The sequence below is a fragment of the Neobacillus terrisolis genome (assembly GCF_051233475.1).
In the GTDB taxonomy this organism is placed as follows: domain Bacteria; phylum Bacillota; class Bacilli; order Bacillales; family Cytobacillaceae; genus Bacillus_BU.
The window spans coordinates 1-15,727 of sequence record NZ_JBKFGH010000015.1 but is presented as its reverse complement, the minus strand read 5'-3'; the positions used below and the strand labels follow the sequence as shown (position 1 = coordinate 15,727).

12 protein-coding genes are annotated in these 15,727 nt (G+C 39.3%); all 12 read left to right on the top strand.

What is annotated here, in order from left to right; genetic code table 11:
- Positions 1–122 precede the first annotated feature (122 nt).
- The 12 genes from ACI48O_RS10680 to ymfI all read left to right on the top strand — a co-directional run bounded on the left by ACI48O_RS10680 (position 123) and on the right by ymfI (position 15,691).
- The gene (locus ACI48O_RS10680; protein ID WP_435561789.1) at positions 123–1,790 is read left to right on the top strand and encodes a ribonuclease J; all 1,668 of its coding nucleotides are present in this window, start codon (positions 123–125) and stop codon (positions 1,788–1,790) included.
- A gap of 138 nt (positions 1,791–1,928) precedes the next feature.
- Positions 1,929–2,684, top strand: coding sequence for a ClpP family protease (locus ACI48O_RS10675; RefSeq protein WP_435561788.1), 756 nt, complete (start codon positions 1,929–1,931; stop codon positions 2,682–2,684).
- Positions 2,681–2,890, top strand: coding sequence for a YlzJ-like family protein (locus tag ACI48O_RS10670; RefSeq protein WP_435561787.1), 210 nt, complete (start codon positions 2,681–2,683; stop codon positions 2,888–2,890). Before ACI48O_RS10675 ends, ACI48O_RS10670 begins: the two co-directional genes overlap by 4 nt.
- A 139-nt stretch (positions 2,891–3,029) precedes the next feature.
- Entirely contained in the window at positions 3,030–5,399 is a 2,370-nt protein-coding gene (locus ACI48O_RS10665) for a DNA translocase FtsK (protein ID WP_435561786.1), read from the top strand.
- Between the two features lie 556 nt (positions 5,400–5,955).
- On the top strand, positions 5,956–6,681 hold the full coding sequence (locus tag ACI48O_RS10660) for a GntR family transcriptional regulator (RefSeq protein WP_435561785.1): 726 nt from the start codon (positions 5,956–5,958) through the stop codon (positions 6,679–6,681).
- A gap of 76 nt (positions 6,682–6,757) precedes the next feature.
- A complete protein-coding gene (locus tag ACI48O_RS10655; protein WP_435561784.1) occupies positions 6,758–7,867 on the top strand; it encodes a BMP family lipoprotein in 1,110 nt (369 codons plus the stop codon).
- A gap of 161 nt (positions 7,868–8,028) precedes the next feature.
- Positions 8,029–9,552, top strand: coding sequence for an ABC transporter ATP-binding protein (locus tag ACI48O_RS10650; RefSeq protein WP_435561783.1), 1,524 nt, complete (start codon positions 8,029–8,031; stop codon positions 9,550–9,552).
- A complete protein-coding gene (locus ACI48O_RS10645) occupies positions 9,549–10,625 on the top strand; it encodes an ABC transporter permease (RefSeq protein ID WP_435561782.1) in 1,077 nt (358 codons plus the stop codon). The genes ACI48O_RS10650 and ACI48O_RS10645 overlap by 4 nt, the downstream gene beginning before the upstream one ends.
- 1 nt (position 10,626) lies before the next feature.
- Positions 10,627–11,580, top strand: coding sequence for an ABC transporter permease (locus ACI48O_RS10640; protein WP_435561781.1), 954 nt, complete (start codon positions 10,627–10,629; stop codon positions 11,578–11,580).
- Positions 11,581–12,292: 712 nt separating this feature from the next.
- Positions 12,293–13,573, top strand: a complete 1,281-nt coding sequence (gene yfmF, locus ACI48O_RS10635) for an EF-P 5-aminopentanol modification-associated protein YfmF (RefSeq protein WP_435561780.1) — start codon at positions 12,293–12,295, stop codon at positions 13,571–13,573.
- Entirely contained in the window at positions 13,573–14,865 is a 1,293-nt protein-coding gene (gene yfmH / locus ACI48O_RS10630; protein WP_435561833.1) for an EF-P 5-aminopentanol modification-associated protein YfmH, read from the top strand. The genes yfmF and yfmH overlap by 1 nt, the downstream gene beginning before the upstream one ends.
- 103 nt (positions 14,866–14,968) lie before the next feature.
- Complete coding sequence (gene ymfI, locus ACI48O_RS10625; RefSeq protein ID WP_435561779.1) at positions 14,969–15,691, top strand: elongation factor P 5-aminopentanone reductase; 723 nt, start codon at positions 14,969–14,971, stop codon at positions 15,689–15,691.
- Positions 15,692–15,727: the final 36 nt, after the last annotated feature.

Here is a 15,727-nt window from a genome sequence, read left to right as displayed (position 1 = left end):
GGATTGTCAAGTAGGATCCTAAAAGTTTCCCTAATGAATAAATGTTGTAAAGGCTTTCTTTCTTCAAGTATAATAACGTTAATATATTACGGTCGGGCGAAAGACTTTAGGAGGAAACAATCTTGAATAAAAGCAAAAAAGAAAGTATTAAGCTCATTGCTCTCGGAGGAGTAGGAGAAATTGGCAAGAATATGTATCTAGTTGAAATAGACGAGGATATTTATATCGTTGATGCAGGGTTAATGTTCCCTGAGGATGAAATGTTAGGGATAGATATCGTTATTCCGGAAATCACTTATTTGTTAACTAATAAGGAGAGAGTGAAAGCGTGTTTCTTAACACATGGTCATGAGGATCATATTGGAGCACTTTCTTATGTATTAAAAAGCATACCGATTCCAGTGTATGGGACAAAATTAACATTAGCATTGGCAGAAGCAAAATTAAAAGAACAGGAATTTGTTGGTGAGGCAGATTTTCGCGAAGTAAATTCTAACACGATCTTGTCGTTTCCAACGACAAAAGTGTCTTTCTTTAAGACTAATCACAGTATTCCGGATTCTGTAGGAATTTGCTTTCATACCTCTCAAGGTGCAATCGTCCATACAGGGGATTTTAAGTTTGACCAAGCAGCGGCTGAACTATACAAACCGGAGATAGGAAAAATGGCTACGATCGGAGATCAAGGTGTTCTTTGTCTCTTGTCTGATAGTATGGAAGCTGAAAAACCAGGATACACAACCTCAGAAGCTAAGGTTGTCCGTGAAATGAATGATGTTTTTTATAATGCAAAAGGAAGAATCATTGCCGCTTGTTTTGCTTCCGATTTAAATCGGATTCAACATTTGTTCGATGCCGCTTATTTAACAAACCGAAAGGTAGCAGTTGTCGGAAAAAGCTTGCAGCGTGTTTTTGAAATCGCATTAAAACTTGAATACATCCAAGTTCCTGAAGATGTCATCATCCCTCTTTCTGAAGTGAAGAAATACTCTGATGAACAAATTGTCGTATTAACTACAGGAAGCCAGGGAGAGCCGCTTGAGGCACTGCAAAAAATGGCGAAGCAAGCCCATAAATACGTTAATATTCAATCAGGAGATACAGTATTATTTGCCGCATCCCCTTTACGTGGTAGTGAATTACTGTTATCAAAAACGATTGACATGCTGTATCGGGCGGGGGCCAATGTAGTTTCAGGGCGAGAAACGGTTCAAGTATCCAGCCACGGCAGTCAGGAAGAATTAAAGCTTATGATCAATTTGATGAAGCCTCAATTCTTTATTCCAGTACATGGTGAGTACAAAATGTTAAAGGCTCACCTAAAAGTGGCAAAGGCTTGTGGAATTCCAGATGATCACATTTATATCCCGGAAAAAGGGGAAGTTGTTGAAATTAAGGATGGAAAACTACAGCCAGGAGCTAAGGTTCCGGCAGGTAATGTATTGATCGATGGTATTGGGGTTGGAGATGTTGGAAACATCGTTTTAAGAGATCGTAAACTCCTTTCACAGGACGGTATCTTAATTGTAGTCGTTACCTTAAACAAGTCTGATAAAAAGATTGCCGCAGGTCCAGAAATCATCTCTCGTGGATTTGTATACGTCCGCGAATCGGAAAAGTTAATGGAGGAATCAACAGCCCGTGTCCGTGAGGTTGTTGAAAAGAGTATTGCGAAGGAATCCTTTGATTGGACAACTTTAAAGCAGGATATGAGAGATACGTTAAATCAATATTTATTCGAGAAAACAAAAAGACGGCCAATGATTTTGCCAATCATTATGGAAGTTTAATAATAGAGCCTGATAAGTTGACTGCTTATCAGGCTCTATTTATTTGCCTGTAATACCGAGCCGCTTTTCTTTTTTTTCAGAATGAAATAAATTCCTTTGTTCATACTAACACTATCATGTTTGAAGGGAGAAAGCAGGATGGATCATAACTTTAAACAATTCTTAGGTATGCAGGAAGAATCGGATCAACCAAACGAAGAGAAGACTTCAGGTCTTTTAGAAAAGATACAGCAATTGGGGCAGACCAATGTACCGCAATTATCACAGGATTCGACTATCCACTGTCTGACCATTGTCGGTCAAATAGAAGGGCACCTGCAATTGCCTCCACAAAATAAAACAACTAAATATGAACACCTTATCCCACAAATAGTAGCGATTGAGCAAAATCCCAAAATTGAAGGGCTGCTCGTTATATTGAATACAGTAGGTGGTGATGTAGAGGCAGGTTTGGCTATTTCAGAAATGCTTGCGTCTTTATCAAAGCCAACTGTTTCGATTGTATTAGGGGGCGGGCATTCTATCGGTGTTCCAATTGCCGTATCATGCGATTATTCATTTATTGCCGAAACAGCTACGATGACCATTCATCCGATCCGTTTAACAGGCCTGGTAATTGGTGTTCCTGCAACATTTGAATACTTGGATAAAATGCAGGAAAGAGTCGTCAATTTCGTGAAAAAGCATTCACACATTACCGAGGAGAAGTTTAAAGATTTAATGTTTGCAAAAGGGAATTTAACAAGGGATATTGGAACAAACGTGATTGGAGCGGACGCTGTTGATTACGGTTTAATCGATGAAGTCGGCGGCATCGGTCAGGCGATGAAAAAACTAAACGAACTAATAGACTTGAAAAAGAAGGAAAATGAGAATAAGGGGTTAGTTCAATGATTTTATATACGATGATGCCTCATGAACTAGTTTTCCCAGTTGAAACGTATGAAGACTCTCAAGCAAAACTAATAACATATCAAGGCGTTCCAATCATAGTTGAAAAGACTGAAGAAAATCAATATCGAGTCGTTCGGATTGTAAGCACGGACCCTCAGCATTATCTAAATGACCGCCTCTGTCCAGGAACAAAAATTTCTTTTTGATCTATTTACTACAAACACCAGTTTGGATTAAGATTATGGTATAATAAGGATTATTATGAATGAGCAGCCAATAATAGGCTGCTTTATTTCTTACATATACGAGAATGCTTATTACTATAAAATACTCCTAGGTGATTATATGGCTAAGAAAAAAACACGAATGACAAAGAAAAAAACTGAATTAAAAAAGACGGTCAAATTTGAATTATATGGGCTCATTATCATTGCCCTTTCTATTATTACTATTGCCGACCTGGGGGGGAAAGCTGGGGATGCCTTCATCCTCTTCTTCCGCTTCTTTATGGGTGAATGGTATATCGTTAGTTTAATTGGACTAATTGTTTTTAGTTTATACATGATGATCAAGCGTGAACTACCATATTTGTTTGGAACAAAGTTAATAGGCCTATACATCGTAATGGGGGCCATTTTACTATTAGATCATATTAGTTTTATTGAAATTCTATCAAACAATGGTCAATTTAAAAATCCTAGCGTAATTGAGAAAACATTCGATATTTGGTGGAACGGTGAAGTTAGGAATCAAACCAGTACGCGTGAATTGGGCGGTGGTATGATTGGTGCTGTTCTCTACGCATTATCAAACTTCCTATTCGCGGAGGCTGGAACAAAGATTGTGGCCTTTGTTTCAATTATTATTGGGACAACACTCATTACCGGCAAGCCCCTAGGTGCGGTGCTAGGAAAGCTCTTGCCTAAACTGTGGGAATTCATTAAAAACCAATGGGCTGCATTTATTAATGACATGAAAGGCTGGGGCGAGTCCCGTAAACAAAAATTAGCAGATAAACAAAAACAACAGAAGGAAAAGAAAAAATCAAAGCCGGAGCAAAAGGAAGAGGACGAGGTAATTGTGCCGATTTCTTCGACTCCAATACCGGAGTTGGAGCCTCTGCCAACGCCAGAGCCTATTATTTCAAGTTTTGCAGAACGTGCTTATCCTGCTGGTGAAGAAAAAAAGGCTGCTCCTTCAGAAAATCATCAAACAGCAGCGGATAATCATGATGAAACTGAGGAAGCTGCACCGATTATCACTTTTACCGAGGTTGAAAATGTAGCGTATGAGCTACCTCCATTAAAACTGTTGAAATTTCCAAGGCAAACCGACCAAAGCGGTGAGTACGAATTAATCCATGCTAATGCTGCCAAGCTTGAAAGAACATTCCAAAGTTTTGGAGTAAAAGCGAGGGTTACTCAGGTTCATCTAGGCCCGGCCGTTACAAAATATGAAGTGCACCCAGATGTAGGGGTGAAGGTAAGTAAAATTGTTAGCCTTAGTGATGATTTAGCATTAGCATTGGCTGCTAAAGATATTCGGATTGAAGCTCCCATTCCGGGGAAATCGGCCATTGGAATTGAAGTACCGAATTCAGAGGTCGCAATTGTTTCCCTTCGCGAGGTGTTAGAGTCTAAGCAAAACGATCGTCCTGATGCAAAACTATTAATTGGACTTGGACGAGATATAACCGGTGATGCGAAGCTCGCAGAACTGAATAAAATGCCGCATTTACTAGTTGCGGGATCAACAGGGAGCGGAAAGAGTGTTTGTATCAACGGCATTATTACCAGTATCTTAATGAGGGCCAAACCACATGAAGTAAAAATGATGATGATCGATCCAAAGATGGTGGAATTAAACGTATACAACGGAATTCCTCATTTATTAGCACCTGTCGTAACGGATCCAAAAAAGGCGTCACAGGCATTGAAAAAAGTCGTTAATGAAATGGAACGGCGCTACGAGTTGTTCTCTCATACAGGGACAAGAAATATTGAAGGATATAATGATTATATAAAGAGATATAATGCGGAAGAAGAGGCTAAACAGCCGTTATTGCCATATATCGTCGTTATCGTCGACGAGCTGGCGGACTTGATGATGGTTGCCTCTTCCGATGTTGAGGATGCAATTACGCGCTTAGCACAAATGGCTCGTGCGGCAGGAATCCACCTTATTATTGCAACTCAACGTCCTTCAGTCGACGTAATTACCGGAGTCATTAAAGCCAATATTCCATCTCGAATTGCGTTTGCTGTTTCATCTAGCACCGATTCACGCACTATTTTGGACATGGGTGGTGCCGAGAAATTACTAGGACGAGGCGATATGCTTTTCCTTCCAGTAGGGGCATCGAAACCGGTTCGAGTGCAAGGGGCTTTTCTATCAGATGAAGAAGTAGAAGAAGTGGTTGATTTTGTTATCTCTCAACAAAAAGCTCAGTACCAAGAGGAAATGATTCCTGATGATCAACCAGCTACTTTTTCGCAAGTAGAGGATGAACTGTACGATGAGGCGGTGCAGCTTATTGTTGAAATGCAAACCGCATCTGTTTCCATGCTTCAACGAAGATTTAGAATTGGTTATACGAGAGCAGCAAGGTTGATTGATGAGATGGAGGTCCGAGGCGTAGTTGGCCCATATGAAGGAAGCAAACCCCGAGCGGTCCTAATTGGAAAAATGAATGCAGATACCGAAAAAGACGCATAATAACATCAAAAGCTAATCCTTAACCATATTTAAGGATTAGCTTTTTTAATTTTGGCTGTGTATAAAGAACTTTGAGCACACTGTTGATTGGAGCGGAAGGTGCGAGACTCCTGCGGGAGAAGGTGTCACGGGAGACCCCACAGGCGCTATGGCGCCGAGGAGGCTTCTGGACTCCCCCGCGGAAAGGGAGCACCTGGAGCGGAAATCAACAGCCTAATTTAACAATGCCTTGATTTTAGATGTGACATACTATTGAAAACGCTTTCTGTGTGGGGGTAATTGACAAAATTCAGTAGAAATAGCATTGCATAAAATCATCCAAGAATTATAAAAATACTTGTTAAATATAATAAAAACAAGGCTTTAATTAAAAATAGCAATTCAGACTTTGTCAAGTTTTAAAAAGGGAATAAAATAGCTTTTCAATCTTTTTTTTCTAAAACTAAAAACTCTATTTATTTATACCAGAAAAGTATGTTATAGTATTTTCGATTAGTAGGAATGATTAAACATCAGAGGTCTGATGTCTGAGCAAAAAACGGTTGGAGGAACCAGCATGTCAATAAAATCAGATAGTCGACACTTATATTTACAAGTTATCGATCGATTAAAGCAAGATATCGAAAATGGAATTTATCAAGAGAAGGAAAAGCTTCCGTCCGAATTCGAACTTGCAAAACAGCTTGGAGTGAGTAGGGCGACTCTAAGAGAAGCATTACGTATCTTAGAAGAAGAAAGCGTTATCATTCGGCGTCATGGCGTAGGTACATTTATTAACGCGAAGCCTCTGTTCACATCAGGAATCGAGCAACTTAGCAGTGTCACTAGTATGATTGAACAAGCAGGAATGACTCCAGGAACCATTTTTTTAAATTCCCAGACAGTAGAACCAACTGAAGCAGATGTTCATCGATTCTCTTTCTCCAAGGATGAAAAAATAGTGGTCAGTGAAAGGGTTAGGACTGCAAACGGGGAACCAGTAGTGTATTGCATTGATAAGATACCTGAAGCAATATTACCCGAGTCTTACACGGCTGGGCAAGAATCTATTTTCTCTATCCTAGAATCTGTTTCTAATCGGAGAGTTACATACGCTGTAGCCAACATTGAGCCGATTGGTTATCATGAGAAAGTTTCTCCGATTCTTCAATGTGACCCTACAGCAGCATTGCTTGTTTTACGGCAAATGCATTTTGACGAATCTGATGAACCAATCTTGTATTCAGTAAATTATTTTAAAGCAGATAAGTTTAAGTTTCATGTTCTAAGAAAAAGAATTTAAAAAAATTTTTTAGGACATTCTAAACTTATATTCTTTAAAGCATTCTTACTAAATCAAACAAATAGGGGGTAAGACCTTGAAAAAGCGCAAATTTGGTTTTGTTATGTCATTGCTTTTGGCAGCAAGCACGATGTTAGCAGCTTGTGGTGGCGGCGGTGATGAAGGAAAAGATGACGCCGGTGATAAAGGTGCAAAAACAGATCTAAAAGTAGGTATGGTTACCGATGCAGGAACCATTGACGACAAATCGTTTAATCAAGGTACATGGGAAGGGATCCTTCAAGCGAAAGATGAGCTTGGGGTTGAAGCAAAATACCTCAAACCAGCAGGAACAACAGAAGCAGAATACTTAAAAGAAATTGGAAACTTATATGACGCTGGATATAAGTTTATCGTAACACCAGGCTTCAAATTCGAAACTGCAGTATACCAAGCACAGGATAAATATAAAGATGCTAAATTTGTCATTATTGACGGAAATCCACATAAAGGTGATTTTAAGCCAGTAATTAAGGATAATACAGTCGCTGTTTTCTTTGCCGAGCATGAATCAGGCTTCTTAGCTGGAGTTGCCGCGGCACTTCAGTTAAAAGAAGGTGAAGCAGGCTTTATCGGCGGTATGGAAATTCCAGCGGTACAAAAGTTCAACTGGGGCTTCCAACAAGGATTAAAATATGCCAATGACAATTTAGGCACGAAGATCACCATTAAGGCTGAAAACGTAATCTATCAAGGATCTTTTGATAATGCAGCAGCTGGTGGACAAATTGCAGCTCAAATGTTTGACCGTGGTGTTGACGTAATTTTCGCAGCAGCCGGTGGCGTTGGTGTAGGAGCAATTAATGAAGCAAAAACTCGTGTTAAAGCGGGAGAAAAAGTTTGGATGGTCGGTGTTGACGTAGACCAATATGATGACGGTAAATACGAAGGTGACAAATCCGTTGTTTTAACATCCGCAATGAAAAAGGTTGATGCAGTATCATTTGATATGGTTCAACGTGAGCTAGATGGAAAATTCCCTGGTGGAGAATCGCTAACATTTGATGCGAAAAACGATGGTATTGGCTTACCTGAGAAAAACCCGAACTTAAGTGAAGCAACAATTAGTGAAGTAGATGCAGTATTCGCAAAAATTAAATCTGGTGAGATTAAAGTTTCTTCTGAACAAGGAAGTTTATTAAAGTAAAACGATATTGCAAAAGAGACGGTTTTTTCCGTCTCTTTTGCAAATTATATTGTTAGGCCCAATAAATAGATAAAATGGATTAAATTTCATATCCTACCAGGTTGGTGTAGTGATAGGGGACTCCCTATTGATCAAGTCTATATAAAAAGGTGAGTGCTACTATGAGTTATGTTGTTGAAATGCTGAATATTCGGAAGGAATTCCCGGGTATTGTTGCGAATGATAATATTTCCCTATCATTAAAAAAAGGGGAAATCCATGCACTTCTAGGGGAAAACGGGGCAGGAAAATCTACCTTAATGGGTGTATTGTTCGGTATGTACCAACCCGAAAAAGGGATAGTCAAAGTAGATGGTAAAGAAGTTCGTATCTCTAATCCTAATGTCGCGAATCGCCTGGGGATTGGAATGGTCCATCAACATTTTAAACTAGTAGATAATTTTACTGTGACAGAAAATATTATTTTAGGCAGTGAACCTTTAAAAGGAATGGTCCTTGATATCGAGAAAGCTGCAAAAAGAATTGCTGAGTTATCAAAACATTACGGATTAAATGTAGACCCATATGCCAAAATTGAAGACATTTCAGTTGGTATGCAGCAGCGTGTCGAAATTATGAAGATGCTATATCGTGAAGCAGAGGTTCTCATCTTTGACGAGCCAACTGCGGTTTTAACTCCAAATGAAATTGAAGAATTAATGAAAATTATGCGGAATCTTATTAAAGAAGGAAAGTCTATTATTATCATTACCCATAAATTAAAGGAAATTAAAGCAGTTGCAGATCGTTGCACAGTTATTCGACGTGGTAAATCAATCGGAACAGTAAACGTAGCGGAAGCAAGTGAAGCAAGCCTTGCTGAAATGATGGTAGGTCGTCATGTTTCATTTAAAGTGGATAAGAAAGAAAGTGCACCTGGTGAAGTTGTACTTAAAATAGATTCGGTTTCTGCAAAAAGCAACAGAAATGTTATGGGACTAAAGAATTTCTCTCTTGAAGTTCGGGAAGGTGAAATTGTCGGGATTGCCGGGGTAGAAGGAAATGGACAATCAGAACTGATTGAATCGATTACCGGCCTTCGTAAGGTTGAATCAGGCCATATCTTTTTAAATGGTGATGAAATCACGAATATCCCGATTCGTCAAAGAATTGAAAAAGGGGTCGGACATATCCCTGAAGACAGACAAAAGCGGGGATTAGTATTAGACTACACGTTAGAATCAAATATGGTTTTAGAAGTTTATAATAAACCACCTTTTGCAAAAAACGGCTTATTAAACAGAGCTGCCATTCGCAACTATGCAAAAAAAATATTAGATCATTTTGACGTTCGCTCGGGTGAAGGGGCAGCATCCGTTGCCAGAACACTTTCTGGAGGTAATCAACAGAAGGCGATTATTGGACGTGAAATTGAATTAGACCCTAAGCTGCTTATAGCTGTTCAGCCAACGCGGGGATTGGACGTAGGATCGATAGAATACATTCATAAAAGATTAATTGAACATCGAGATAAAGGGAACGCTGTCCTATTAGTCTCATTAGAACTGGATGAAGTACTTCAGCTTTCCGACCGGATTGCCATTGTAAATAATGGTGAACTCATAGGGGTTGTTAAAGCTTCTGAAACCAATCAAAATGAGGTAGGTCTAATGATGGCAGGCGTAGGTAAGGAGAGAAGCGTATGAGAAATACCATCGTATCATTAATCGCCATAATTTTGGGATTGATTGCTGGCGGAATATTAATGCTCTTCATCGGAAGTAACCCTATTGAAGGATATTCATATTTATTTCAAGGGGCGTTAAAAAATATTGCTCGTATCGGGGATACCTTGGCCACTGCAACTCCGTTAATTTTTACAGGACTTTCTGTTGCCTTTGCGTTTCGAACAGGATTGTTCAATATTGGCGCGTCCGGTCAAATGTTAATCGGCGGTTTGCTTGCTTCGGCTGTTGGGTTAACCTATGATTTTTCAAGACCAGTTTTACTTTTATTTATGATTTTTGCAGGTCTAGTAGGTGGAGCACTTTGGGCATTTATTCCGGGATTGCTCAAGGCTAGATTTAATGTTCATGAGGTGGTTTCCACGATCATGATGAACTGGATTGCCTATTGGACTGTATATTATGTGGTGCCGGCTTACTTTAAAGGAGAATTCCTTGAAACCGAATCTCGTAAGCTTCCGGAAGCAGCGACTTTACGGGTTCCGTTTTTAACGGACATGTTTGATGGTTCCTATATTAATTTAGGTTTATTTATTGCTGTGATTGCTGTCATCATCATTTCATTTATCATCAATCGGACAACATTAGGATTTGAGTTAAAGGCAGTTGGCTTCAATCGCTATGCAGCAGAGTATGCAGGAATGAGTGTTAACCGGAACATTATCCTTTCCATGCTTATTTCTGGCGGTCTTGCGGGCCTAGGTGGAGTAGCACTTTATACAGGAAATGCTTCAAGTATTCAGATTGGGATATTACCGACCGCAGGCTATGACGGAATTGCCGTCTCATTACTGGGTGCGAACACACCAATCGGTGTATTTTTTGCAGCAATCCTCTTTGGAATTCTTTATTCCGGTACAGGCTTTATGAACGCGATGACGGAAATTCCACCTGAACTGGCTAACACGATTATTGCCATTATCATTTATTTTGCTGCAACAAGTATTTTAATTGAACGTTTAATAAAAAGGTTTTGGAAAACACGTTCTAGTAAAGAAATAGTCGTCCCTGATGTTAAGAAAGGGGAATCATAAGATGTGGACAATCATTGAGCAAATTTTTCCTTACGCAATTATCTTTACTATTCCTCTTCTTATTACAGCATTGGGCGGTCTTTTTAGTGAAAGAAGTGGAGTTGTCAATATTGGACTTGAAGGCTTAATGGTCATTGGTGCCTTTTCTGGAGCGCTAACGATTTACTACCTTCAAGGGACATGGCCTCATAGTACATTTGTATTATGGATTGGTTTATTGGCAGCAATGGTTGCAGGAATTTTGTTTTCGTTGTTACATGCTTTTGCGAGTATTAATCTAAGTGCAAATCAAATTATTAGCGGTACAGCTATTAACTTAATTGCTACAGCCCTAACCGTATTTCTAGCTAGAAATATTACAGGAAGTGGGAACATCCGTATAACTAGTGGATTTGCACCAATGGATATTCCTGTTCTATCATCGATTCCCATTTTAGGTGATTTGTTTTTTACAAAAACCTATCCGACAACATGGTTCATTTTAGCTGTTCTCGTATTAAGTACATTTATTTTATATAAAACGAAGTATGGCCTTCGCCTACGGTCTTGTGGGGAGTATCCACAGGCTGCTGAAGCAGCGGGCGTGAACGTTAGAGCGATCCGATACAGCGGTGTCATTATTTCTGGTGCATTCTCTGGCTTAGGTGGTGCGCTCATCATTGTTACGTATGCCGGGGAATTTACAGGTACCGTTTCAGGTTTGGGCTTTTTAGCTCTCGCTTCATTAATTTTCGGTCAATGGAGACCTTATGGCGTATTAGCAGCTACATTCTTTTTCGGTTTTGCCAGTACGATTGCCAACGTTTCTCAAGTTATCCCGGAATTTGCGGTAATTCCGCCAATTATTCTTAAGATTTTCCCTTATGTAGTGACTTTACTAGCTTTAGTTGTTTTCTCGAAGTCTTCTCAAGCTCCTAAAGCCGCTGGTGAACCGTTTGATTCAGGTAAACGTTAAATCTTTAAAAACATTTATTGACTGTCCCAATCGATTAATCGGTTGGGGCAGTTTTTTTTAGAGGAGTGCTTAAAAGGTCAAGGTTTTTGAGCGGTGAGTGAACTTGGCTGACTAGTCTCAATTGATCAATATAGAGAAGAGAAAATGTCAAAGTGGTTCATAGACGTGTCCAATTGGCCAAAATAGAGAAGAGAAACTGCCAAAGTGGTTCATAGACGGGTCCAATTGGCCAAAATGGAGAAGAGAAACTGCCAAAGTGGTTCATAGACGTGTCCAATTGGCCAAAATGGAGAGGAGAAACTGCCAAAGTGGTTCATAGACGTGTCCAATTGGCCAAAATGGAGAGGAGAAACTGCCAAAGTGGTTCATAGAATGGTCCAACTGGCCAAAATAGAGAAGAGAAACTGCCAAAGTGGTCAATTAAAAAGTCCAATCGACCAAAATGCAGGAATTTTAGAGAAAAATGGCTAATAGAAGGGTCTAGATAAAGCAAAATCAATAAAAAAATGTCACTCCTGGGATATTAACGCAACCAGCCTAAGTATAAGAAAAGGTACATTTTGGACATCGGTGCCTTTCGCAGGTATAGTAAAAGAATAGTCATCTTTGGCAAATTTTTTTAAAATGGCTTGAATAAATTTATTTTGGGAAAAATAACAGAACATGCAATTACATAAGATTAGACATAGCTTTTAGTGTCAGGAGGATGGAAATGACTGTACTAACAGAAACTGTTAAAGAAATGAAAGGCTATCACCTGCATATCGTAAAAACAGATAAATTCAAAACCAATACGTTTGTTTGGAAAATGAAAGCCCCCCTTCATAAGGAAAACAATACGGTAAGAGCGCTATTACCATATGTTCTGCAAAGCAATTCAAAGAAGTTCCCTTCTACAACCATTTTACGGTCCTATTTAGATGATTTATATGGTGCCTCCCTCTTTGTCGATTTAGCCAAAAAAGGTGAATACCATATTGTCAGCTTTTCATTAGAAGTGGCAAATGAAAAATTCCTATCTGATCCGACCCCTCTTTTACGAAAAGCGATTGAATTTTTTTCGGAAATACTAACCAATCCAAATGTCGCAAATTCTTCGTTTGATCCAACAACCGTTGACAGCGAAAAGAGGACGTTAAAGCAACGCATTCAATCCCTTTTTGATGATAAAATGCGCTACTCAAGCTTCAGATTAGTGGAAGAAATGTGCAAAGATGAACCATACGCATTGAATGTTCATGGACAAATGGAGGATGTTGATAAAATTACCCCGGAAATATTATATCAATATTATCAACAAGCTTTTGCTGAAGATGAATTGGACTTTTATGTAATAGGGGATGTAAACGAATACGAGGTTCAATCCATTGCTGATGAATTGCTTCACTTTACGCCTCGTACCCCTAAGACTGCGGAGGTCAATCAAAACAGACAGAGTAAAGAAGAAAAAGAAGTCAAAGAGGTTCAGGATGTTAAGCAAGGAAAGCTAAATATCGGGTATCGGACCCATGTTGTGTATGGAGATGCCGATTATTTCGCTCTGCAAGTGTTTAATGGAATTTATGGAGGCTTCTCTCATTCAAAACTATTTATTAATGTCCGTGAAAAAGCAAGCTTAGCCTATTACGCTGCGAGCAGACTTGAAAGCCATAAAGGTCTTATGATGGTTATGTCAGGAATCGATAATAAAAATTACGATCAGGCCATTTCGATTATCAAAGAACAGATGCAAGCAATGAAAAACGGTGATTTTACGGATCAGGAGCTTGAACAGACTAAAGCGGTAATTAAAAACCAATTGCTAGAAACCATTGATACCGCAAGAGGCATGGTAGAAATTCTTTATCACAATGTTGTCTCACACAAAAAGATTTCCCTCACGCAATGGCTCGAACAAATGGAACAAACCAATCGAGATCAAATTGTGAAGGTTGCCGAAAAAATCGACTTAGATACCATTTACTTTCTTACTGGAACGGAGGCGGGCAATTGATGGAGAAAATAACCTTTGACCAGCTTCAAGAAGAATTATTTTATCAAAAAATGGATAACGGTTTAGACGTATATATCCTGCCGAAAAAAGGGTTCAACAAGACGTATGCGACTTTTACAACAAAGTACGGTTCAATTGATAATCATTTTGTTCCGCTTGGGAAATCTGATTATGTGAAGGTCCCAGATGGGATAGCCCATTTTCTGGAACATAAACTGTTTGAAAAAGAAGATGGCGATGTTTTTCAGCAGTTTAGTCGTCAAGGCGCGTCGGCAAATGCGTTTACTTCGTTCACACGGACAGCCTATTTATTTTCCAGTACAGCTGATGTGGAAAAAAATCTTGAGACATTAATGGATTTTGTCCAGGAGCCTTATTTCTCCGAACAAACAGTTGAAAAGGAAAAAGGAATCATCGGCCAGGAAATTACGATGTACGACGATAATCCTGATTGGCGCCTGTATTTTGGACTGATTGAAAACATGTACCATACGCACCCGGTTAAAATTGATATTGCGGGTACAATCCCATCCATTACTGAAATTACAAAAGATATGCTTTATGAATGCTACCATACATTCTATCATCCGAGTAATATGCTGCTGTTTATTGTCGGACCGGTTAATCCTGATGCCATTATGAAGCAGATTATTGATAATCAAGGTAAGAAGCAATACAATGACCAGTCAGAAATTAAACGGAAATATGATGAAGAGCCAGTTTCTGTTGCTGAAAAAACGAAAATCCTAAACATGAATGTCCAAACCTCAAAATGCTTAGTGGGTATAAAAGCTTTGAATACGAACCTTTCAGGTCCAGAGATGTTAAAAGCGGAGCTGACGGTCAATGTTTTACTTGATTTATTATTTAGTAAAAGCTCTGAGAACTATAATAAGCTTTACAGTGAAGGATTAATTGACGAAACTTTTTCATTTGATTATACACTTGAAAAAGGATTTGGTTTTGCTATGGTAGGCGGCGATACAAGCGATCCTAATAAGCTGGCCGAAACGATTAAAGGGATGTTTTTTGAAGCGATTAACGGGGGTTCATTTACAGAAGATGGACTCAATCGCTCGAAAAAGAAAAAAATCGGGGCCTTTTTAAGAGCGGTCAATTCACCTGAGTATATAGCCAACCAATTTACCAGATATGCATTTAATGAAATGGATTTATTCTCAGTTGTACCGACCCTAGAACAAATAACGCTTGAAGATGTAAAACAAGCTGGAGCGGAATTGATTTCCGAAGATCGTTTTACTGTTTGTCAGGTTGTTCCGAAATCGAAATAACAGAAACGGTTTTACTGACCAGAAAAAGTGGGATAAACTTAAAGCGTCGAGCCTTCGACGCTTTTTCCTTTAGACAGATCTATTTTTGTAGAGGAGATTTAAAATGAAAAAATTTGTACTGATAACCGGAGCAAGCGGGGGAATTGGCCAAGCCACTGCGCTTAAACTTGCTGCCGAGGGATATTCGTTATATTTACATTATTACCAAAACGAGGCTGCGATTCAGGAGCTTCTTGCCCGCTTACAAGAGTTTCAAGGGGAATATATACCGATTCAGGCAAATCTGGCCGAACCTGAAGGCTATAAAAAGGTTGCAGCGAATGTTTTTTCCCTTGATGCTATCGTTCACAACAGCGGCACAAGTCACTATGGACTGCTCATGGATTTAGAAGAAAGCCATTTAGAGCAATTGATCAACTTACACGTTAAAGCTCCACTGCTGTTAACGAAAGAGTTATTGCCGAAATTAGTGGCTAAAAGACAGGGGAATATTGTCGTCATATCCTCAATTTGGGGGCAGACAGGTGCAGCCTGTGAAGTGGCTTATTCGACTGCAAAAGGAGCACAGATTGCTTTTGTTAAAGCATTAAGCAAGGAAGTATCCCTTAATGGAATCCGCGTAAATGCCGTTGCACCAGGGGCTATTAAAACGGACATGATGAATCGCTTTACTGAGGAGGAACTAGAAGTACTAAGCGGAGAAATTCCGCTAGGGAAACTCGGGACACCGGCAAATATCGCAGATGGCGTATCTTTCCTGCTCTCCGATAATTCCTCCTACATCACCGGCCAAATCCTTTCAATAAATGGCGGATGGTACATATAATGATGATTGTGATATAGAATATTGTTGATTTTTTGA